Origin of the sequence: Pelomonas parva, assembly GCF_043555835.1 — a bacterium.
GTDB classification, from domain to species: domain Bacteria; phylum Pseudomonadota; class Gammaproteobacteria; order Burkholderiales; family Burkholderiaceae_C; genus Pelomonas; species Pelomonas parva.
The window spans coordinates 311,035-332,628 of the sequence record NZ_JBIGHV010000006.1; the positions used below are offsets into that span (position 1 = coordinate 311,035).

Consider the following 21,594-nt stretch of genomic DNA (forward strand, 5'->3'; position numbering starts at 1 on the left):
GCGCAGTGACCGAGTTCCCCGCTCCCTTCGCCGCCGCTGGCACCCCCAGCGCGGCCGGCCAGCGCCGCCTGCTGACCCTGCTGTTCGTCGACCTCAGCGGCTCCACCGCCATGGCCGAGTGGATGGAGGCCGAGCACTACTCGGCCATGCTCGGGGCCTTGCGCGCGCTGTACGAGCGCATCGTGCCCCACCACGGCGGCGTCATCGCGCGCATCCAGGGTGACGGCATGCTGGCCGTCTTCGGCCACCCGGAGGTGCGCGAGGACGACGGCCGCCGCGCCACCGAGGCCGCGCTGGAGCTGCACGCCGCCGTGCGCGGCCTGCTGCCGCCGGGCCCGCGGCCGGCCCACTTCCGCGGCCTGACGCTGCACAGCGGCGTGCACGCCGGCATCGTGCTCGTCAACGAGGGCGACCAGATGCGCGGCCGCTTCGAGCTGCTGGGCAATGCGCCCAACATCACGGCGCGGCTGTCCGAGGCCGCCAAGGCCGACGAGGTCATCGCCAGCGAGGAGAGCCTGGGCCTGCAGAGCCAGTTCTTCGAGACCGGGCCGCGCTTCTCGCTGCAGCTGCGCGGCCGCGCGACGCCGCTGGCCGTCTACCGCGTGTTCGGCCGCGCCGCCGTGGGCCGGCGCTTCGAGGCCAGCATGCGCCGCGGCCTGGCGCCCTTCGTTGGTCGCGAGGCCGAGCTGACGGCGCTGCAAGCCGCGCTGGTGCGCTCGCTGGGCGGGCGCACGCTGTGGCTGGGCCTGCGCGCGGGTGCCGGCGTCGGCAAGACGCGGCTGACCGAGGAGTTCCTGCGCCAGGCGGCCGACCAGGCCGGCCAGATCTGCCGCATCCACCGCGGCTACTGCGAGAGCTACCTCAGCGCCGAGCCGCTGCAGCCCTTCCTGCAGATGCTGCGCGGCATGGACGGCATGACGGACGCGCCGCCCCAGCTGGCCATCGCCCAGCACAGCGCGCCGGCCGAACGCGCCGACGCGCTGCTGGCCCTGTTGCTGACGCTGGCGCGCCGCGAGGCCCAGCTCGTCTTCATCGACGACTTGCAGTGGGCCGACGACGCCTCGCTGCGCCTGCTGCACCGGCTGCGCACCATCGCGGCCGCACAGAGCCTGCCGCTGCTGCTGCTCACGGCCAGCCGGCCCGAGCCGTCGCTGCCCGGCGCGCGCGACGACGAGGCCGACATCATCGAGCTGCCGCCGCTGACCGAGTGCGAATCCGCCCGCGCCGTGCAGCAGCTGCTGCCGCAGACCGACCCCTTCATCGCCGCCGAGGTACGCCGCCATGCCGGCGGCAACCCGCTGTTCATCGAGGAGCTGTGCCACGCCGCCGCCGAGACCGGCGAGGGCCTCGTCGAGGGCCAGAGCAGCTCGGCCTGGCTGGCCGCGCTGGTCGAGTCGCGGGTGGGCCGGCTGCCGCCCGAGCAGGCGCAGCTGGTGCGGCTGGCCGCCGTCATCGGCAACGTCATCCCGGCCTGGCTGCTGCAGGCGCTGTCGGGTTGCGGCGAGCAGCACCCCGCCGTGCGGGCGCTGGCGGCGCAGGACTTCATCTTCCCGGACCAGAGCCCCGGCCATCTGCGCTTCAAGCACGGCATCACCCGCGACGTCGTCTACGAAGCCACCGGCCTGCACGAGCGCCAGACCCTGCACCGCCTCATCAGCCAGGAGCTGAGCGCGCGCGGCGGCAGCGAAAGCCAGCTGCACGAGCAGCTGGCCTATCACGACGCCGCCGCCAACGACTGGCCCGCCGCCGCCCGCCACGCCGAGGCCGCCGGCGACCTGGCCCTGGCCGCCTCGGCGCTGGACCGCGCCAAGAAGCAGTTCCGCGCCGCGCTGGCCGCGCTGGAGTTCCTGCAAAGCCCCGACGACGGCGACGACGCCCGCCGCGACTGGCAACGCCGCTGGGTGGCCATCGCCCAGCGCCTGGGCATGGCCTGCGTCTTCGACGCCTCGCAGGACGACCTGCGCGTGCTGCGCCATGCCGCCGCCCTGGCCCAGGCCGATGGCGACGCCGGCCTCATCGCCCGCACCCAGTACTGGCTGGCCTACGTCGGCTACGCGCTGGGCGAGACGCGCGACAGCCTGCGCCATGCCCATGCCGCCGTCGCCAAGGCGCAGGAATGCGGCGACCATGCGCTGCTGGCCCAGCTGCCCGGCACCGTCGGCCAGCTGCAAGCCGCCGCCGCCGACTACGCCCAGGCCCTGCCCATGCTGGACCTGGCGATCACCCGCCAGCGCGCGCGCGCCAGCAAGAGTGCCGTGAACCGCATCGGCCTGTCGTTCTCGCTGTGCTGCCGCGCCTATGTGCTGGCCGACCAGGGCCGCTTCGGCGACGCCCACGACATCTTTGCCGAGGCGCTGGCGCCCTTCGACGGCAGCGGCCATGCGGTGGAGGCCAGCATCCAGGGCTGGCGCGCCGCCGTGCTGCTGTGGCAGGGCCGCTGGACCGAGGCGCGCGAGGCCGCCCTGGCCGCCCACCGTGTCGGCGCCCAGGTGCGCAGCATGTTCACCTGCGCGATGGGCCATGCCGCCGCCGCCTACGCCGCCTGGATGGAGCAGGCCGACCCGACCGCGCTGCAGCGCGTGCGCGACGCCACCGCCTGGCTGGCGCCGCGCGGCGGCGGCCTGTACAGCAGCTTCAACCACGGCTGGCTGGCGGACATGCTCTCGGTGCAGGGCGACGCGGTGGCCGCGCGCCGCCACGTCGCGCTGGCGCTCAGGCGCGGCCGGCAGCACGACTGGATCGGCGGCGCCATGGCCTACCGCGCCACCGCCCGGCTGGCGGCGCAGGCGGGCGACGCCGCCCAGGCACGGCGCTATCTGGCACTGGCGCGGGGGGCGGGGGAGCAGCGCAATTCGGACCATGAAGCCGCCGTGACAGCGCTGTTGGAGGCCGAACTGCGGCTGGACGACGGCTGGCAGGCTGCGCTGGAGCGGGCTCGATCGGAGTTCAGACGGATGGACATGCCCGGCTTTACCGAACGTGCAGCACGACTGGCCGCTGCGCACGGCGACTGACAGGCTGACGGCACGAGTGCCTGAAATGGCATGTGTAATGCGAATCATTCGCATTACACTTTTAGCTCTCCGCCCTGACTGCCCGGCGGCGCCTGCCGTGTTCCCCCGGGTGCATGGCGGACGCGACCGAGCGGATGGCGCCCACTCCCAGCCGCCTGCCTGCCTTGTCCTCCTGCCCCGCTCATCCGTTGCGCCTGCCGCGCACTGCCACCGCCCTGGCCGTCTTGTCCTTGCTCTGTGCCAGCCCGCTCGTGAGGGCGCAGACCGCCCCGGCGGCGGCCGCTCCAGCCGCTTCGGCGCCTGCGACACCAGCCCCTGCCGCCGCACCGCGCTTGCTGGCCGGCGAACTGCCCATCGTGCGCGTGCGCGCCCAGGCCGAGCCGGGTACGCACCCAGTGGACATGGCCACGCTGCGTCTCACGCCTGCCGCCAACAATGACGTGCTCAGCGTGCTGCGCATGGCGCCCAGCCTGCGTCTATCGAACACCCAGAACAACGCGCTGACCCAGGGCGAGCTGGCGCCGCCCGAAATCTCCATCCACGGCGCCAAGCCTTACCAGAACCTGTTCCTGCTGGACGGGCTGAGCCTGAACAACGACCTCGATCCACTGCCGTCGCGCGTGGCGACATCCGTGGCCGACGTGCCGGGCGCGTCGCTGGGCATGCCCATCGACAAGGAGTTGATCTGCGAGCTGCAGCTGCTGGACAGCAACGTCAGCGCCGAGTACGGCGGCTTCCAGGGCGGCGTCGTGAAGGCCGAGCTGTGCGAGGCACTTCACGCCTTCGCCGGCCGCGTGACCCTGAAGCTGGCGCGCAGTGCCTGGCAGACCTTGTTCGTCGACCCGGCGCGCGAGGCGGCACTGGCGACATCGACCTCCGAAGACTTGCAGGCCCGCTGGGACAAGCAGTTCTGGACCGCGCAGCTGGAAGGGCGCCCGACCTCGGAGCTGGGCATCGTGGCGCAGGCCAGCTACGCGCGCTCGGTGATCCCGCTGCGGGGCTACGCAGCCGCCCAGACGCCCAATGACCCGACGCTGGCCGACAAGGAACAGCGCCGAACGCAGCGCGACGGCATGGTCAAGCTGACCTGGCGGCCCGATGCCGACACCAGCGCCTGGTTCAGCGTGCGCGAGCAGCCACTGGCCGACCGCTACTTCATCGTGAACAGCCGCAACAGCAGCTTCGAGGTCCAGGGTGGCGGGCGTGCCCTGACGGCCGGCGCGCAGCACGCACTGGCGGGCTGGACGGTGCGCCACGACCTGAGCCACAGCGACGTGCGGCAGTCCCGCCGTTCGGATGCCAGCTACCTGCGCGTCTGGTCATGGTCGGCCACCGACAAGAACTGGGGCGACGGCACACGCGGCGCCGGCTCCCTGAGCACCGAAGGCAGCTGGGGCAACCTGGACACCGAGCAGCGCACGGCGGCCTACAAACTCAAGCTCAGCCGCAATACGCCGCTGGCGCTGCTGGGGGCCGAGCATCGGCTCAGTGCCGGCCTGGAGCTGTCGCGCCGCGAAGCGTTCTACGCCCGGCCCAACGACCAGGTGGCCTACATCGCCGGCGGCCGCGTGGCCACCACCACCTGCACATCGCCCACCGGGGTGCTGGATACCGAGAGCTGCTCGCTGGCACCCTCCGCGCGCTACCCCACCAGCGGCCAGTACTGGCGCGAGCGCGACGTCTACCGCGCCGGCAGCTTCGACGTGCAGGCCGGCCAGTACGGCCTGTGGCTGCAGGACACGATGCGCTGGGGCGCGCTGAGCCTGCGCACCGGCGTGCGCGCAGACCGCGACGAACTGGCCCGCGAGGCCGTGCTGGCGCCACGCGTCTCCGCCTCCTGGGCGCTGGGAGAACACGGCGCAACCGAGCTGGAAGCAGGCCTGAACCGCTACTACGGCCGCAGCCTGTTCAGCATGGCGATCCGCGAAAAGCAGGCGACGCTGCAGACCACCCAGCAGCGCCGCGCCGCCGACTGGGCCTGGGTGCAGACCGGGCAGTTCCTGCCGATGAACCGCCTGAAGGACCTGGATGTGCCCTACGACGACGAGGCCAAGCTGGGCGTGACACAACGCTTCGGCGCCGGGTGGCTGGCCAGCGTCCACTGGGTGCACCGCGAGGCTCGCGATCAGATCGCTCGGGTGCGCGAACGCGACACCAGCGGCAACTACGCCAACAACCAGGTCTACAGCTACAACAACAACGGTCGCGGGTCGTCCGACACGGTCGCGCTGGAACTCGCGCCAAGCCGCCCGTTCACCACGCTGGCCGGCAGCCACCAGTGGCGCGTGTCGGCCGGCCGTTCACAGACGCGCAGCAACCATGTCGCCTACGACGAGGCGCTGAGCGATGCGGATGCCAACCGGCTGATCGTCTACAAGAGTCAGGTGATGCGCTACAGCGACCGCCCGGCCGAGAACTTCAACGCGCCCTGGGCAGCGCATGCGTCGCTGCACAGCGAGTGGGACGGCGCACGAATCAGCCTGTTCCAGTCCGTGCGCTGGCAGGGCGGCTACCGCCGGGTGGCCGAGACCTCCCGGACCGAGCAGCATGACGGTCAGACCCTGACGGTGCACGAAGAGACGGCCTTTCCGAGCACCTTCACGTGGGATGTATCGCTGCGCTGGGAGCACCGCTGGGGCACGCATCGGCCGTTCGTTCAGCTGTCGGTGAGCAACCTCACCAACCGTCGCAACATCATCAGCGCGTCAACCACCGGCGTCATCAGCTACGAAAGCGGCCGCGCCGCCACGGTGCAGGTGGGCTATGCGTTCTGATCACCGTCGCCTGACCGCCGCGCTGCTGCTGACCAGCGCGCTGCTCGGCAGCGCAGCGCGCGCCGACGACTGCACCACGCTGTTGGCCACCGGCGCCGGCACGGCGGCCGACACGAGCTGCGTCGAACGGGCCTATCGCGGCCCGCGCGCGCAGTGGCCGGCGCCGACGGTGGATGCCGGTGTGCAGTGGCAGGAGCTGGCACCGCGCCCGGCGCTGACGCCTCAGCCCGCGGCGCTGGCCGCGCTGGGCGAGCAGTTGTTCCACGACAGGCGGCTGTCGCGCAAGCAGGACGTCAGTTGCGCCAGCTGCCATGCGCCGCACCTGGGCTTCAGCGACGGCCGCCGCTTTGCGCTGGGCCATGAGGGCAGCGCCGGCAAGCGCAACTCGCCGGGCCTGTGGGGCGTGGCCTTCGTGCCGCAACTGATGTGGGACGGACGCGCCGACAGCCTGGAGTCGCAGGCGCTGCTGCCCATGGTCAACCCGGCCGAGATGGCGATGGACCTGCCGCAGCTGCTCCAGCGCCTGAACACCGAGACTGACTATCCCCGACGTTTCGCCACCGCATTCAAGGGTCACGGCCAGACGCTGGATGTGACGCTGGCACGCCTGGCCAGCGCGCTGGCCAGCTTCCAGCGCACGCTGGAAGCGCCGCGCACGCGCTGGGACGATTTCATCGAAGGCCGCGACCCGACCGCGCTCACCGGGCAGGAGCTGCGCGGCCTGCACCTGTTCCGCACCAAGGCTCGCTGCATGAACTGCCACAGCGGCCCGCAGTTGACGCAGCACGGGTTCCACCAGATCGGCATCAGCTTCCTGGGCCGCGCGAACCAGGATCTTGGCCGCCAGGCCGTCACCGGGCGCGTGGAGGACGCCGGCGCCATGCGCACGCCAAGCCTGCGCGGCGTGTCCCGCACGGCGCCCTACATGCACCAGGGCGTGGTGCCGCTGCTGCGCGGCGTGCTGGACCTCTACAACGCCGGCCTGCCGCAACCGCGCGGCCGCGAGCCACCCATCCCGCCGCCGTCGCCGCTGATCAAGCCGCTGCGGTTGACGGTGGAAGAGGTACGGGCGGTGGAGGCGTTCCTGCGCACGCTGTGAGGCGGCGTTGCAACGGTCTCGATCCCAGTTCGCGCGGATGGGCATGACCGGCTTGCTGAAGAAGGCCCAGTCGCAGCCATCGGGCTCGTGAAACTACGTATCCATAAAAGCAGAACGGTGTTTCATAGTCGCCCTGCGATGCGCGGCAGCCTTGCTGCGCCGACCTGACGTCGCCGCGCCCCCGCGCGCGGATCGACCGGTTGCGACCTGACGTCGGCACTGGTTCCTCCCACCCCACCGCTCTCGCGTCGGCGCGCTCCAGGCCCGCCCGCGCAGGCAGGCTGCGCGTGCCTGGACGGATACCGCGCCGCCACAACGACAGGAGACAACCCCATGAACAAGCTCACTCCCCCGCCGCTGCCGACCGTGCGGTCCGCGGCCGCCGCAGGTGCCGCCATGTCGCTGCTGCTCGCCGCCTCGGCTGCGCAGGCCGCGGACTGGCCATCGGGCTACTCGAAGTGCGCCGACCAGGGCGGCACCTGCAAGGCCGGCACCGCCACCCGGCCCGTGTCCTTCGGCATCAAGGACAAATGGGTCATCAAGAACCTCAGCGGCAACATCGCCTGCACGGTGGCCACCTTCGGCTCGGACCCCAACCCCGGCATCACGAAGAAATGCGCCGTCGGTCCGGTGGGCAGCCCGGCTCCCAGCCCCGCGCCGACACCAGCGCCCACGCCGGCACCGACCCCTGCGCCCACCCCCGCACCTTCACCCGCCCCGACGCCCGCGCCCGCGCCGGCCGGCCACAGCGGCGGCTATGCCGGCACGGTGACCGGCGGCGGCAGCAAGACGCCGGTGACGGTCAGCACCGCCGCCGCGATGCAGGCCGCCATCAATGCCTACGACGGCAGCTCCGGCCTGGTGCTGCGCTACACGGGCACGTTCAACTTCGCGGGCATCACCGACAGCTGCACGCAATGGAAGCTGCCGGATGGCGCCATCGTCGAGGTCAAGAACAAGAGCAACGTCACCATCGAAGGCGCCAACGGCTCCGGCGCCAACTTCGGCCTGGCCATCAAGGGCAATGCGCAGAACGTCATCATCCGCAACATGACCATCGGCCTGCTGCCCGGCTCCATCGACGCCATCGGCATCGAAGGCCAGGGTGGCGGCACCCCAGGCTACATCTGGATCGACCACAACACGCTGTTCAGCAGCATGAAGGAATGCAGCGGCGCGGGCGACCTGGAGTTCGACGGTCTCATCGACAGCAAGGCCGGCGCCCACCACATCACCTACTCCTACAACCACATCCACGACCACCAGAAGGTCGGCCTGATCGGCTCCAGCGACAGCGACGCCAGCGACCGCTACATCACCTTCCACCACAACCACTACCAGAACGTCAGCGCCCGCCTGCCGCTGCAGCGCGGCGGCTACACGCACCTCTACAACAACCTCTACAGCGGCGTGAAGACCTCCGGCGCCAACATCCGCATGGGCGGCTACTCGCTGATCGAGGGCAACTGGTTCGAGAACGCGCAGAACCCGGTGACCTCGCGCGACAGCTCTTCCATCGGCTACTGGCAACTGCGCGACAACAACGTCAGAAGCCCGGCCGACTTCGCCACCTACGGCATCACCTGGGTGGCCAGCGGCTCGTCGCCGTCGCGGGACGCGACCGACTGGACGACGACGGCCAACTTCCCGCTGGGCATCCCCTACAGCTACACGCTGCAGCCGGCGTCCTGCGTGAAGCAGAAGCTGCCGGCAGCGGCGGGCGCGGGCAAGAACTACGCGAAGGTCAGTTGCTAACGCACTGACCAGCCGGCGCCTGCATCACGCAGGCGCCGGCTTTCTTGGCAGCGGGCGCAGCTCAGGAACGCGCAACCCGGCGCAACCCAAGCAATCTCAGTACAGATCCCGCGCAGCCAGTCGCACCTCGTGCAGCAACTGCCTCGCCCCCGGCGACATCAGATGCCCTTCACGCGTGATGATGCCGAACGCATCCATGTGGCAGGGCAACTCGATGGGCAGGATCGCCAGCACATTCAGCGACGCGTAATAACGCGCCACTTCCACGGGCATCACATGCAGCGAGTCCGTCTGCTGCAGCAGCGCAGTGATCAACAGCAAGGCCGTCGTGTCGACGTTGTTCGCCGGCGGCTCCAGCTCCGCGCGGCGGAACATCAGCTCCCAGCGGTGCCGCAACACGCTGCCAACCGGCGGCAATATCCATGGCTGATTCGCCAGGTCGGCCAGCCGGAGGTTGTCCGCCTTCAACAGCGGATGCCCCACACGCGCCACCGCGCAGGCGGGCTCCACCGTCAGCTCCTCGTAGTGCATGCCGGCCGCGCCTTCGTCCTCGAGGATGCGGCCAATCATGAAGTCCAGCTTGCCCCGGCGCAGCATGTCCAGCAGCGCCTTGCTGCTGTCCATCTGCACGCCGATGCGCAGCTTGGGCGCGTGCAGCTTGATGCGCGAGATGGCGCGCGGCAGCAGGCCCATGGCGGGGGTCATGATGACGCCCACCTCGACCTGGCCCGACAGGCCGTGCTTGAGCGCCACGATGTCGTCATGTGCAGCCGACAGCGACGTCAGCGCCATGCGCGCGTGGCGGATCATGGTCTCGCCGTAGAGCGTGGGCTCCATGCCGCGCGGGTGGCGCTCGAAGAGCTTCACGTCCAGCATGTCCTCCAAGTCCTTGAGCTGCTTGGAGGCAGCCGGCTGGGTCATGCACAGGACTTCGGCAGCGCGGTGGATGTTGCGCTCGTCGTCCAGCGCGATCAGCAACAGCAGCTGGCGCGTCTTGAGGCGCGCGCGCAGGAACCAGTTCGGGTTGGGGCTGGCGTCGGTCAGGCCGCTGTCGTCTTCGTCGTCGCGAGCCATGGCAGTTTTCTTAAGCAAGGTTCACCCGACCATCGTTGGCCAAGACGCTGTTGATGTCGTCGCCCGTCTCGTCCAGCTGCACCAGCGTGGCCTGGCGGGCGCCGAGCGGGTCGCGGGCCTGCAGCGCGGTCAGGATGGCCTTGTGGCGCGGCAGCGAGAGCTCGTGCGTGTTGGGCAGCTGGCTGGACAGCGTGATGGACTCGCGCAGCGCCAGCGACAGCATGTTGCCGATGTAGGCCAGCAAGTCGTTGCCGGTGGCCTCGGCGATGCGGCGGTGGAAGGCCAGGTCCGGCTCCAGCAGCTCTTCGGTCGTGCGTGCGGCGGCCATGCCTTCGTAGGCCTTGGCGATCGACGCCAGCTGCGCGTCCGTCGCGGCGCGGGCGGCCAGTGCGGCGGCGGCGGGCTCGAAGATCTGGCGCACTTCCAGCAGCGTCTGCACGAAGTCGCGCTGCGGGCGGGACTGGATCAGCCAGTACAGGACGTCCGGGTCCAGCAGATGCCACTCGTTGCGGGGCCGCACGATGGCGCCGGCGCGCTGGCGCGACACGACCAGGCCCTTGGCGACCAGCACACGCACCGCCTCGCGCAGCACCGGGCGGCTGATCTCATAACGCTCCAGCAGCTGGGCCTCGGGCGGCAGCTTGTCGCCGGGCTTCAACTCACCGCCGACGATGGACAGGCCCAGCTCGCTGACGATGCGGCCGTGCTGGCTCTTGCCCTCGCTCTGGGCGCTGTAGGTGGAGTGGTCCGCTCGGGTTCGCATGGGCGCCTGGCCTGGAAAAGCCCGCATTATCGAAAGCGTGCGACGAAGCCGCCGCGTGGCGCCAGCGTCAGCTTGGCCGCCGGTGCCGCGAGCTTGCCCTCGGCAAACTCACGCTCGCCCGCGCCGTCGGTGATGAGCTGGCCTTCGGCTTTGCCCAGCCAGGCGAGGTCCAGCTGCACCTCGCGCGGCTGCTCGTCGGCATTGAAGCCGGCGACGAACCACTGCTTGCCGGCGCGGCGGGCGATGACGGCGAACTTGCCGGGCTCGCCGTCGAGGAAGCGCACCTCGTCCCACGCGCGCGGCAGCTCGCGCAGGAAGCCCTTCACATAAGCCGGCACGGTGGCCATGCCGTCGGGGGTCTCGGCGTAGTGCTGGATGCCGGACAGGAACAGCACGCTCTGCGCCAGCTCGAAGCCGTTGCGCGTGGCGCGCTTGATCTTCGGGATCTCGTGGAACACCACGGGCGTGAAATCCATCGGGTCGAACAGGTTGCGCGTGAACGGCAACATGGCCGAATGGCGGGCCACCGGGTCCTGGTCCTTCTGGTCGAAGGTGGCGAACTCGAAGCCCTTCACGGCCTCGACCGTCATCAGGTTGGGATAGGTGCGGCTCCAGCCGCGCGGCAGCGTCGCGCCGTGGAAGTTCATCAGGAAGCCGGCCTGCGCGCTCTCCTTCAGCAGGTCGACGTAATAGGCCATCATCGAAGCGCCGTCGCCGCCGAAGAAGTCCACCTTCAGGCCCTTCACGCCGATGGCCTTCATGCGGGCAAATTCCTTGGTGCGGTCGGCCGGGGTCAGCAGCGCGCTCTTGGGGCTCATGTCGGTGTCGTTCCAGGCGCCCGAGGAGTTGTACCAGGCCAGGATGCTGACGTTCTTCGTCTTGCCGTAGTCGGCCAGTTCCTTCATCTTGGCGTCGCCGATCTTCTTGTCCCAGTAGGCATCCACCAGCGTGTAGTTCCAGCCCATGTCGGCCGCGTAGTCGACAAAGCGCTTCTGCACATCGAAGACGGTGGCGTCGTCCTTCAGGATGGCCCAGCTCCACGAAGCGTGGCCGGGCTGGAGCTTCTTCTTGTCGAAGGCGATGGCGGGCGCGGCGAGGTCGGTGCCCAGCGTGGATTCCATGACCGTCTTCAGCGGGCCGATGGCCAGCACGCGCCAGGGCGTTGTCAGCGGACCGTTGATGTCGGCCAGCAGGTGGCCGCCGGTGAAGACCTCGCTGGGCTCGGGCAGGCCGATGCGGTAGGTGCCGCCCGTCGAGTCACTTGCCAGGCGGGAGCCGTGGAAGCGGCCGTCCATGCCGGCTTCGGTCAGCGCGACCCAGTTGGCGCCCGAGCGGAACAGCGCGGGGAAGACCCACCCCGCATGCGACGGCGCCTTGCTGCCGACGGGGATGTCGGCCTGGTAGTGCTCTTCGTAGGACGGGTTGGTGCGCGCATAGCCCGTCTTGGCTACCGACATGGGCTGCAGCCAGGCGCGGGCGTCAGCCGGGAAGGCGAAGCTGGTCAGCTCGTCCTTGAAGGTCTTCTTGCCTGCGCCGTCCACCGTGTAGCGCAGCGCCAAGCCGTCGTTGGAGGCGCGCAGTGTCAGCACGAGCTTCTGGCCGGCGGCGTTGGCGACGGTGAAGCGCTGCTCGTTGGCGCGGTAGTCGACGCGGCTCTTCTTGCCGGCGGCCAGCGTGTACTGCTCGCGGTGGGCCTTCACGGGCGAGGTGGCGACGAGCTTGAGGCCGTTGGCGAAGTCGCCCTGCTCCAAGACCAGGCCCAGCCGCGAGGCCAGCAGCACGGGCTGGCCGGCGCGCTGCACGGTGTAGACCAGCTGCTGCTGGTCGTTGATGGAGACGTCGACCTGAAGCTGGCCGTCCGGGCTGTTCAGTGCCTGGGCGAGTGCGGGCAGGGTGAGCAGAAGCGAGGCGATGAGGCGCATGGTCGCGATCTCCGTGGAATCAGAGTGAATAGGGACCGTCGGCGACAGGCGTGCCGAAGTCGGGGAAGCCATCCGCGCGCCAGCCGAAGGCCTGCACTCGGGTGTGGCGGTTGGGGTCGTTCAACGGGTCGCCGACGATGTCGCGGTAGTTGCGGGCGTGATAGACCAGCAGGTCCGCCTTGCCATCGGGCGTCGTCGTGAAGCTGTTGTGGCCGGGGCCGAACTGGCTCGCCGACTCGTCGGTCGTGAACACCGGCGTGGGCGACTTGTGCCAGCTCTTCGGGTCCAGCAGGTCGGCGTTCTCGTCGGCCCACAGCAGGCCCATGCAGTAGTTCGCATCGGTCGCGGCGGCCGAGTAGGCGATGAACACCTTGCCGTTGCGCTTGAGCAGCGCCGGGCCTTCGTTGACGCAGAAGCCGATGCGCTCCCAGGCCAGGTTCGGGCGCGTGATGACGGCCGGCGCGGTCTTCAAGGTCCACGGGTTGGCGAGTTCGGCGATGTAGAGGTTGCTCTCCGTCGGCGGGCTCTTCTGCGCCCAGCAAAGGAAGCGCTTGCCGCCGTGCTCAAAGGGCGTCGCGTCCAGCGAGAAGCCTTCCTCGGGCGTGGCGATCTGGCCGCGCTCGACCCAGCCGTCCGTCAGCGGGTCCGCGCCTTCGCATTCGAGGACATACATGCGCAGCTTCCAGATGTCGTCGCGCTCAGAGGCCGCGAAGTAGACATACCAGCGACCGTCGATGCGGTGCAGCTCCGGTGCCCAGACGTGGAAACTCGCCGGGCCGCTGTCGTGCGCTCGCCAGATCACCTTCGTCGGCGCCCTGGCCAGGCCGGCGATGCCGTCGGCGGCGCGGATCTCGATGGCGTCGTAGCTGGGCACGGAGGCGGTGAACCAGTAGCGGCCGTCGACGAGCGTGATCTGCGGGTCGGCGCGCTGGGGGATGAGGGGGTTGGACCAGGTCATGTGCGGACGGCTCGGGTGACGATGACGTTCCAGGAGGCGGGCTTGAGCTTCACGCTCAGCTGCTCGCCCGTGATGGCGATGCCATCCAGCGGCTGGGGCGCAACGCGGTCCGGATCGTCGAGAGTGTTGGTGGCGTTGAGATCGGCCGAGTGCAGTTGCTCGGCCTGCACCAGCTCGCGGTCCACACCCAGGCCGCGCAGCGCAATGGACAGGTCCATCTCGTCCGTCAGGTGGCGGTTCAGCAGGAAGACCGCGGTCTGGCCTGTCGCCGCATCGTCCACGACGCTGGCGCACAGATAGGGCAGCTCGCCGTGTCTGACGTTCGCATAGCCAGGCGACTTCACAACCGAGCGCAGCACGTCGCCATGCGCCCAGCGAGCCGCCTGCGCGAAGGGGTGGAAGATCGTCTGCCGCCAAGCCGCGCCGCCGGGCTCGGTCATGATGGGCGCAATGACGTTGCACAGCTGCGCCATGCAGGCCACTTTGAGGCGGTCCGCATGATTCATGAACATCGTCAGCATGCCGCCGATGAGCAGCGCGTCCTCGGCCGTGTAGACCTCTTCCAGCAGGCGCGGCGCCTCGGGCCAGCCAGCCTGCTTGAGGTGCTCGCCGTGGCGGGCGCGGTACCAGACGTTCCACTCGTCGAAAGACAGCTTCAGGCGCTTCGTCGACCGCTTGCGCGTGGCCACCGAATCGGCAATCGCCACCGTGTCCTCGATGTAGCGCGCATTCGTCTCGATCTGCGCGAAGAAGCTCTCGGTGCTCGTATCGGCCGGAGGCTTCACGAAGTAGCTGTGCAGCGAGAGGTAGTCCACCTGCTCGAAGCAATGCTCCAGCACGCGGTCTTCCCAGACGCCGTAGGTCGGCATGTCGTAGGCCGACGAGCCGCAGGCGGCCAGCTCGATCGTCGGGTCCACCCAGCGCATCAGCTTGGCGGTCTCCTTGGCGATGCGGCCGTATTCATCGGGCGTCTTCTGGCAGATCTGCCAGGGGCCGTCCATCTCGTTGCCCAGGCACCAGAACTTGATGCCCAGCGGCTCTTCCGCGCCGTGCTCGCGGCGCAGGTCCGACAGCGCCGTGCCGCCGGGGTGGTTGCAGTACTCGAGGTAGTGCCGCGCCTCGTCCGGCCCGCGTGTGCCGAGGTTGACGCCGAACATCGGCTCGATGCCGACCTTTTTGCACCAGGCCATGAACTCATGCGTGCCGACCTGGTTGGTCTCGGTGGAGAACCAGGCCAGGTCCAGCCGGCGCGGGCGCTGGTCTTTCGGGCCGACGCCGTCTTCCCAGTTGTAGCCCGACATGAAGTTGCCGCCGGGGTAGCGGACGATGGTGGCGCCCAGCTCGCGCGTCAGCTCGGCCACGTCACCGCGAAAGCCGTGCTCGTCGGCGGTCGGGTGGCCCGGCTCGTGGATGCCGTTGTAGACGCAGCGGCCCAGGTGCTCGACGAAGACGCCGAACAGGCGGCGGTCTAGCTGCGCGAGGTCGAAGTCGCGGTCGACGATCAGGGAGGCTTGGAAGGTCATCAGCGTCGCGCCTTTGAAAGTGCCTTGTTGACGCGCTTCTCGACGCTGGCCTGCACCTCGGCCACGGGCTTGCCCGACATCAGCAGGTTGGCCACGTCCTCGCCGATCAGCAGCTCGATGTTGCGTTGCGTGGGCACGTTGCCCGGCATGGAAGCACCAGTGGTCGTGATCTCGGCCAGCGACTCGCGCTGCGGCAGCGCGCGGAAGGCCTCGCTCTGCGCGACGGTCTTGCTGACCGGCAGGTGGCCGGTGCGCGACCACTCAGCCGTCCGGTCCCAGACGAACTTCAGGAACTTGAGCGCCGCCTCATGACCCTTGGCGTCGGTGGTGCCGCCCTTGAACAGCGCCCAGGCGTGGCCGTCGGCGAACACGGCGGGCTTGTCGTACAGCTGCGCGAACGGCCGCACCGCGTAGCCGCCCTGCAGCGGCGAGTCGGGCTTCTGCGACTCGCGCAGGAATTGGTCTATCGTCCACGTGCCGACGATGACGACGCCGGCCTGGCCGTTCAGGAAGGCCTGGTTGGCGGCGGCGTAGTCCAGATTGGGCCGCACATGGCCTTCCTTGTAGAGCGTCTGCATCAGCGTCAGCGCCTTCGTCACGGCGGGCTGCTGCATGTCGATGCGCTTGCCGTCGGCCGCGAACAGCGCCGCGCCCTGCTGCGCGATCAGCGACTGGAAGGTGCGGTTGTTGGCGGCCGTCTCGTTGGCCACGGCCCAGGCAAAGTAGGGCTTGCCGGTCTTCTGCTTGAACTGCCGCGCCTGCGCCAGCAGCTCGTCGGGCGAGCGCGGCAGCACCGGCTGGCCATCCGCGCCCAGCAACCCGGCCTGCTTCATCAACGTCGTGTTGATGTGCCACAGCCAGGCCCAGGTGTCGAAGGGCAGCGCATAGGTCTGGCCGTTGAACGTGGTGCCCTTGCGCGCGTGTTCGGTGAAGTCGTCCACCGGGATGCCGACGCGCTTGAAGTCCTCGTCCAGTGGCAGCACCAGCTTGCGGCGCACGTAGTCGCCCAGTGCGGACTCGTGCATGACGGCGACCGTCGGGATGTCCTTGGACACGAGGCGGGCGGTGAGCTGGTCGTAGTAAGGGCCCCACTCGCCGATCTGCGTGCGCACGACGATGCCATCGGTATTCGTCGCGTTGAACTCGTTGACCAGCGCGGTGACGATGCCGCACTCGCCCACGCCCTCGGACGCCTTGACCACCTGGCCGAACTGCGACTCGCAGCTGCCGAAGAAGCGCATCAGCGTGATCTCGGTCTTGCCGGCTTCGGGCGTGCGGGCGCCGCAGGCCGCGAGCAGCGCGGTGCAGAGGATAAGGGCAGCGCGCTTCATGACTTGCCCGTACCTGCCACTGCGGTGACGAGATGGCGTTGGAAGAACAGATACAGCATCAGCGCGGGCACGCCGGCGAACACCGCCTGTGCCATCAGGAAGCCCAAGCCCTCGGACTGTGCGAAGTTGGTCTGCGTGGAGGCCAGGCCGCGCGTCAGCGTGTACATGTCGGGCTGCGTGGCGATGACCAGCGGCCATAGGTAGTCGTTCCAGCAGGCCAGGAAGGTGAAGATGCCTAACGTCGCTTGTGCGGGCAGCGTCAGCGGCAGGATGATGGTCAGGAAGGTCTTGAAGCGCGACGCGTTGTCCAGCATCGCGGCCTCCTCCAGCTCGGCCGGGATGGCCTTGAAGTACTGCGTCATCAGGTAGACGCCGAACGGCGCGGCCAAGCCCGGCAGCGCAAGACCCGCAATGGTGTTCTGCAGGTCCCAGTCCGAGAACAGCCGGTGCAGCGGGATGAACACCGACTGCGCCGGCACGGCAAGGCCGAACATCACCAGCGCGAACAGCCACTTGCGGCCCGGGAACTCGCAGCGCGCGAAGCCGTAGCCGGCGAGGGACGACAGCACCAGCACACCCGCCGTCTGCAGCAGCGCGACGAGCGCGCTGTTGCCCAGCCAGCGGAACACCTGCGAGGTCTGCAGGATGTCCAGGTAGTTGGCCAGCGTGTAGGGCGGCGCGAGGAACACGTCGGTGTGGCGCAGCAGGAACTCGTTGGGCTTGAAGGACAGGGCCAGCACCCACAGCAGCGGCGCCATCCAGGCCAGGGCCAGCAGCGTGAGCGCAGCCATCACGAAGCGGTCGAACCAACCGCGTCTGAGCAAGGGGTTCATCGCTGTGCTCCCTTGCGGTCACGTTCCAGCCAGAGCTGCGTGGACACGCCGATGAGCATGATGGCCAGCAGCACCTGCGACGCCGCAGTCGCATAGCCCAGCGAGAGCTGCATGAAGGCCTGCTCGTAGGTGAACTGCACGATGGAGCGGGTGGTGTTGTTGGGCCCGCCGTTGGTCATCAGCATGATCTGCGGGAAGACCTGGAACTGGCGAATGATCTCGATCAGCGCGACCAGCACGATGGCGCGCTTCAGGCTGGGCAGCGTGATGTGCGTCAGCACGCGCCAGCGCGGCGTGTTGTCGAGTGCTGCGGCTTCGTAGATGTCCGACGGGATCTGCTGCAGCGCCGACAGGAAGAGGATCATCGGCAGGCCGATGATCCACCAGACGGTGACGAGGGCGATGGTCAGCAGCGCGAAGTTGTCGCTCGTCAGCAGGGGCAGCTCGGGGATGCCGAGTGCCGCGAACATCTGCGCGATGAGGCCGCGTTCTGGCATCAGCGCGAGCTTCCAGACCAGCGTGATCAGCGTGACGGAGAACACCGACGCGCAGAAGAAGGTGGCGCGCAGGAAGGTGGCCAGCTTGCCGGGGCGGTTCAGCGCGATGGCCAGCATCAGCGACAGGATGACGAAGATGGGCGTGCTGATGGCGACGAAGCGGATGGTGTTCCAGACGACCTCGTGAAACACCTCGTCGGCCCACAGTTCCTTGTAGTTGGCCAGGCCGATCCAGAAGCTGTCGTCGGAGAGCAGGTCGTGGTCGTGGAAGCTGGTCCAGATGCCCTTGGCGAGCGGCCAGAGCAGCATCAGCGCGTAGAGCGTGACGAAGGGGAGGACGAAGAGGGCGTAGGCGGGGCGGGAGGCGCGGAGGCCGACGGTGGGGGCTGCGCTCATTGCGGTTGCTCCGGCCGGTGCGGCTTGACGCCGAGGTCCATGCGGGGATTTAGCGAAACCTTCGGTTTTCGCCCCCGCAGGCGAGTCACTTTCTTGGGCGCCCAAGAAAGTAACCAAAGAAACCGCCCCCGAACCGCCCGGCCCTTAGCTTCGCAGCGGGCTGCCCTGCGCTTCTCGGCGGGCTCAGAGGGGGGAATAGAAATACCTCGGCTCGAACGGCTTTCGGGTTTGGCTGTTGGCTGTTGGCTGTTCGGGGCTCCCCCTTGGAGGAGCCGAGAAGCGCAGCAACCCGAGGCGTGCGCGAAGCGCACTTCGTCAACTGACTTCGCGCAGCTGTCTGAGCGGCGCGTAGCGGAGCGAGTTCTGCGCGAGCCTCGGGTTGCGAGCATCGCAGGGGACCCCGCAGCGAAGCGAAGGGGCGACGGAACGGGGGCGATTTCTTTGATTACTTTCTTGTTCGCACAAGAAAGTGAGTCGGCCGCCGGGACGAAATCCCGGCTGGGCCTGGCCGCAAAGGCGCTCATTGAAGAGCCTCCTGTGCATGGTGCGCGAGACCGCCCTCGTCAAACACATGCGCCTCAGCCACATCCACACTCACCGCAACGTAGGAACCCAACTTCGGCGACACCCCCGCCGGCACCGTGACGATCAACGGCGTGCCGCCTTCCAGCTTCAAGTGCGCCAGCGTGCGCTCGCCGAGGAACTCGACCAGCTCAACGCGGCCGCGCAGCGGGCCTTGCTCGGCGACGCGAAGGTTCTCGGGCCGCACCCCCAGCACCAGCCCTTGAGAAGACAGACCTTCAACCGCGACGCGCGTCGTGACAGAAGCACCACCCGGCACCGTCACGACCGCACGCCCACGGTCGTCCGCCGCCCGCTCCACCGGCACGAACCCCATCCCCGGCGTGCCGATGAAGCTCGCCACAAAGCGCGTCGCCGGCCGCCGATACAGCTCCGCAGGCGTGGCGACCTGCTCGATCGCACCACCCTTCATGACGACGATGCGCGTCGCCAAAGTCATCGCCTCGATCTGGTCATGCGTGACGAACACCATCGTTGCGCCCAGGCGCTGATGCAGCTGCGCCAGCTCCAGCCGCGTGCGGCCGCGCAGCGCCGCATCCAGGTTCGACAACGGCTCGTCGAACAGGAAGATCCCAGGCTCCTTCACGACTGCACGCCCAATCGCGACCCGCTGGCGCTGGCCCCCAGACAACTGCCCCGGCTTGCGGTCCAGCAGCGTGTCCAGCTCCAGCATGCGCGCCGACTCGGTGATGCGCCTGGCGATCTCGTCCGCCGGCAGGCCGATGTTCTTTAGCCCGAACGCGAGGTTCTCGCGCACGCTCATGTGCGGATACAGCGCGTAGTGCTGGAACACCATGGCCAGGTTGCGCTGACCCGGGGGGGCGACGGTCACGTCGCGGTCGCCGATCAGGATGCGCCCGCCGCTGACCTCCTCCAGCCCCGCCACCATGCGCAGCAGGCTGGTCTTGCCGCAGCCCGACGGGCCCAGGAAGACGACGAACTCGCCTTCGGCCACGTCCAGCGACAGGTTCTCGATGACCTGCACCGCGCCGTAACGCTTGCAGACGTTCTCCAACTTCAAGCCAGCCACGGTGGGTGTCTCCGGTTCAATCTTCTTGTGCGAGCACGGGCCAGCCGTCGGCCGTCCAGCTCAGGCGCTTGATGCGCAGATGCGGCTTGCCGCCGCGCTCGGTGTCATAGGCGTGATGGACGAACCAGTCGCCGACGACGTCCTGGTGGCCCGGACCCTTCCAGCGCGCGCCACCGCTCAGCAGCGGTGTGGCGCCATCGTTCATCATGTCCTTGCCGTCGCGGTCAAGATACGGCCCCGCCACGCTGCGGGCGCGGCCCACGCGGACGTTGTAGGTGCTCTCGGCGCCCTTGCAGCACAGGTCATAGGACGCGAACAGGTAGACCCAGTCGCCGCGCCGCACGAGGGTGGGCGCCTCGATGCCGCCCTTGCGGCGGGCGATGAAGGTGGACTCGCCAATCGGTTGCAGCGTGTCGGCGTTCAGCTGGGTCAGGCGCAGCCCGCCCCAGAACGAGCCATAGCTCATCCACAACCGACCATCCTTCTCGACGAAGAGATCGGCGTCGATGGCGTTGAAGTTGTCGGTCGCGGTGCTGGCCACGACCAGGCCGTCGTCGCGCCATTCGCCGCTGTCGGGCTTGTCGCTGCTGGCCAGGCCAATGGCCGAACGGTTCTTGCCAAAGGTCGAGATGGAGTACAGCAGCCAGGTGCGACCCGCGTGCTGGAAGACCTTGGGCGCCCAGACGTCGACGCCCTTGTGCTCGGGCACGGCCTCGGCCCACCAGGCGGGCGCCTGGCTGAACACCGGCGCGAGACGGCGCCAGGTCTTGCCCTGGTCCGTCGACTCCAGCCGTTGCAGCCCCTTGCCCGTCGTGAAGACGAACCATCGGTCGGCAGAGATCAGCAGCGTCGGGTCATGCGCGCCGGGCTCGGCCTGCGGCTCGGCGGCGAGCGCGTTCCCGGCAATGAGCCACGCGGAAAGCAGAATCAGCAGCAATCGAATCACGTGCACCTCTCAGAGCGCCGCATTTCCGGCGACGCAGGACGCCGGCCATCGCGCGGCCGCCGTGGAACCGGCTTTGCCGGGCCACCAGCGGCGCCCCCTTGAGGGGGCCGGCGCAGCCGGTAGGGGGTGGGCTACTTACTCCAGCGAAGGACCAGGGGATCAAGGCGTTTTGCGGCGTCCAGCAGGCCGGCGCGTGTCTCAGGAGACATCTCGGGGAAGGGGTGGCGAGGCGCGTCGCTGGCGATCACGCCGCCGGCCTTCATCAGCGCCTTGGCGGTCAGGATGCCGCCCTGGCGGTTCTCGTAGTTGATCAGCGGCAGCCAGCGGCCGTACTGCACCACGGCTTCCTCGCGGTCACCGCGGTGGAAGGCGTCGAAGATCAGCCGGATGCCATCAGGGAAGCCGCCGCCCGTCATCGCGCCCGTCGCGCCGGCGTCCAGGTCGGCCAACAGCGTGATGGCCTCCTCGCCGTCCCATGGGCCTTCGATGGCCGCCCCGCCGACGCGGATCAGCTCGCGCATCTTGGCGGCGGCCTGCGGCATCTCCAGCTTGAAGTACTTCACGTTGGCGATGTTGGCGGCCATGCGCGCCAGAAGCGGCACCGACAGCGGCGTGCCGGCCACCGGGGCGTCCTGGATCATGATCGGAATGCCGATGGCATCCGACAGGCGCTGGTAGAAGCTCTCGATCTGGCCTTCCGACACACGGAAGGTGGCGCCGTGGTACGGCGGCATGACCATGACCATGGCCGCGCCGAGGTCCTGCGCGAGCTTGCTGCGCTCGATGCAGATCTGCGTCGAGTAGTGCGTCGTCGTGACGATGACCGGCACACGGCCGGCCACGTGTTCGAGGATGGCGCGCGTCAGCGTCTCGCGCTCGGCGTCCGACAGCACGAACTGCTCGGAGAAGTTCGCCAGGATGCACAGGCCAGTGGAGCCCGCGTCGATCATGAAGTCGACGCAGCGCAGCTGGCCGGGAACGTCCAGCGTGCCGTCGGCGTGGAAGATGGTCGGAACGACCGGGAAGACGCCGCGGTACGGCCGGGTGGTGGAGGCGCTCATGGTGCGGTCCCTTGTCTCTGGGGGAAGTTGGATCAA

Annotated in this window: 15 protein-coding genes; 4 read left to right on the top strand and 11 right to left on the bottom strand. The window is 69.0% G+C overall.

The window, feature by feature from the left end:
- The first annotated feature begins 5 nt into the window (after positions 1-5).
- The 4 genes from ACG00Y_RS18025 (at position 6) to ACG00Y_RS18040 (ending at position 8,642) form a co-directional block, all read left to right on the top strand.
- On the top strand, positions 6-3,014 hold the full coding sequence (locus tag ACG00Y_RS18025) for an AAA family ATPase (RefSeq protein WP_394481193.1): 3,009 nt from the start codon (positions 6-8) through the stop codon (positions 3,012-3,014).
- A gap of 332 nt (positions 3,015-3,346) precedes the next feature.
- On the top strand, positions 3,347-5,788 hold the full coding sequence (locus tag ACG00Y_RS18030) for a porin family protein (protein ID WP_394481195.1): 2,442 nt from the start codon (positions 3,347-3,349) through the stop codon (positions 5,786-5,788).
- A complete protein-coding gene (locus tag ACG00Y_RS18035) occupies positions 5,778-6,887 on the top strand; it encodes a cytochrome-c peroxidase (RefSeq protein ID WP_394481197.1) in 1,110 nt (369 codons plus the stop codon). Before ACG00Y_RS18030 ends, ACG00Y_RS18035 begins: the two co-directional genes overlap by 11 nt.
- 333 nt (positions 6,888-7,220) lie before the next feature.
- A complete protein-coding gene (locus ACG00Y_RS18040; RefSeq protein WP_394481199.1) occupies positions 7,221-8,642 on the top strand; it encodes a pectate lyase family protein in 1,422 nt (473 codons plus the stop codon).
- A gap of 96 nt (positions 8,643-8,738) precedes the next feature.
- On the opposite strand, the gene ACG00Y_RS18045 is transcribed toward ACG00Y_RS18040, so the two are convergent.
- From ACG00Y_RS18045 to ACG00Y_RS18095, 11 genes are all read right to left on the bottom strand, one after another.
- A complete protein-coding gene (locus ACG00Y_RS18045; protein WP_394481201.1) occupies positions 8,739-9,716 on the bottom strand; it encodes a LysR family transcriptional regulator in 978 nt (325 codons plus the stop codon).
- Positions 9,717-9,726: 10 nt separating this feature from the next.
- Positions 9,727-10,479, bottom strand: coding sequence for a FadR/GntR family transcriptional regulator (locus ACG00Y_RS18050; protein WP_394481203.1), 753 nt, complete (start codon positions 10,477-10,479; stop codon positions 9,727-9,729).
- A 26-nt stretch (positions 10,480-10,505) separates the two neighbouring features.
- Positions 10,506-12,401 carry a glycoside hydrolase family 97 protein gene (locus ACG00Y_RS18055; protein ID WP_394481205.1) on the bottom strand — a complete coding sequence of 632 codons (1,896 nt, stop codon included), beginning with the start codon at positions 12,399-12,401 and terminating at the stop codon, positions 10,506-10,508.
- Between the two features lie 19 nt (positions 12,402-12,420).
- Complete coding sequence (locus ACG00Y_RS18060) at positions 12,421-13,359, bottom strand: glycoside hydrolase family 43 protein (protein ID WP_394481207.1); 939 nt, start codon at positions 13,357-13,359, stop codon at positions 12,421-12,423.
- Positions 13,356-14,882: an arabinosylfuranosidase ArfA gene (gene arfA / locus ACG00Y_RS18065; protein ID WP_394481209.1), complete on the bottom strand. Its 1,527-nt coding sequence runs from the start codon at positions 14,880-14,882 to the stop codon at positions 13,356-13,358. The genes ACG00Y_RS18060 and arfA overlap by 4 nt, the downstream gene beginning before the upstream one ends.
- Positions 14,882-16,213, bottom strand: a complete 1,332-nt coding sequence (locus ACG00Y_RS18070) for an ABC transporter substrate-binding protein (protein ID WP_394481210.1) — start codon at positions 16,211-16,213, stop codon at positions 14,882-14,884. The genes arfA and ACG00Y_RS18070 overlap by 1 nt, the downstream gene beginning before the upstream one ends.
- Complete coding sequence (locus ACG00Y_RS18075; protein ID WP_394481212.1) at positions 16,210-17,046, bottom strand: carbohydrate ABC transporter permease; 837 nt, start codon at positions 17,044-17,046, stop codon at positions 16,210-16,212. Before ACG00Y_RS18075 ends, ACG00Y_RS18070 begins: the two co-directional genes overlap by 4 nt.
- Positions 17,043-17,939 (bottom strand): carbohydrate ABC transporter permease, encoded by an 897-nt coding sequence (locus ACG00Y_RS18080; RefSeq protein ID WP_394481214.1) that lies wholly within the window; start codon positions 17,937-17,939, stop codon positions 17,043-17,045. Before ACG00Y_RS18080 ends, ACG00Y_RS18075 begins: the two co-directional genes overlap by 4 nt.
- Before the next feature lie 520 nt (positions 17,940-18,459).
- Entirely contained in the window at positions 18,460-19,551 is a 1,092-nt protein-coding gene (locus ACG00Y_RS18085; protein WP_394481216.1) for an ABC transporter ATP-binding protein, read from the bottom strand.
- A 16-nt stretch (positions 19,552-19,567) separates the two neighbouring features.
- Positions 19,568-20,488: an arabinan endo-1,5-alpha-L-arabinosidase gene (locus ACG00Y_RS18090; RefSeq protein WP_394481218.1), complete on the bottom strand. Its 921-nt coding sequence runs from the start codon at positions 20,486-20,488 to the stop codon at positions 19,568-19,570.
- A 140-nt stretch (positions 20,489-20,628) separates the two neighbouring features.
- Positions 20,629-21,558 (bottom strand): dihydrodipicolinate synthase family protein, encoded by a 930-nt coding sequence (locus ACG00Y_RS18095; protein ID WP_394481220.1) that lies wholly within the window; start codon positions 21,556-21,558, stop codon positions 20,629-20,631.
- Positions 21,559-21,594: the final 36 nt, after the last annotated feature.

What these genes read in the sequence shown, in the direction of transcription:
- ACG00Y_RS18070 (WP_394481210.1), bottom strand. Translation starts at nt 16,213, where the DNA reads ATGAAGCGCGCTGCCCTTATCCTCTGCACCGCGCTGCTCGCGGCCTGC.
- ACG00Y_RS18045 (WP_394481201.1), bottom strand. Translation starts at nt 9,716, where the DNA reads ATGGCTCGCGACGACGAAGACGACAGCGGCCTGACCGACGCCAGCCCC.
- ACG00Y_RS18095 (WP_394481220.1), bottom strand. Translation starts at nt 21,558, where the DNA reads ATGAGCGCCTCCACCACCCGGCCGTACCGCGGCGTCTTCCCGGTCGTT.
- ACG00Y_RS18035 (WP_394481197.1), top strand. Translation starts at nt 5,778, where the DNA reads ATGCGTTCTGATCACCGTCGCCTGACCGCCGCGCTGCTGCTGACCAGC.
- ACG00Y_RS18055 (WP_394481205.1), bottom strand. Translation starts at nt 12,401, where the DNA reads ATGCGCCTCATCGCCTCGCTTCTGCTCACCCTGCCCGCACTCGCCCAG.
- arfA (WP_394481209.1), bottom strand. Translation starts at nt 14,882, where the DNA reads ATGACCTTCCAAGCCTCCCTGATCGTCGACCGCGACTTCGACCTCGCG.
- ACG00Y_RS18040 (WP_394481199.1), top strand. Translation starts at nt 7,221, where the DNA reads ATGAACAAGCTCACTCCCCCGCCGCTGCCGACCGTGCGGTCCGCGGCC.
- ACG00Y_RS18075 (WP_394481212.1), bottom strand. Translation starts at nt 17,046, where the DNA reads ATGAACCCCTTGCTCAGACGCGGTTGGTTCGACCGCTTCGTGATGGCT.
- ACG00Y_RS18080 (WP_394481214.1), bottom strand. Translation starts at nt 17,939, where the DNA reads ATGAGCGCAGCCCCCACCGTCGGCCTCCGCGCCTCCCGCCCCGCCTAC.
- ACG00Y_RS18060 (WP_394481207.1), bottom strand. Translation starts at nt 13,359, where the DNA reads ATGACCTGGTCCAACCCCCTCATCCCCCAGCGCGCCGACCCGCAGATC.
- ACG00Y_RS18050 (WP_394481203.1), bottom strand. Translation starts at nt 10,479, where the DNA reads ATGCGAACCCGAGCGGACCACTCCACCTACAGCGCCCAGAGCGAGGGC.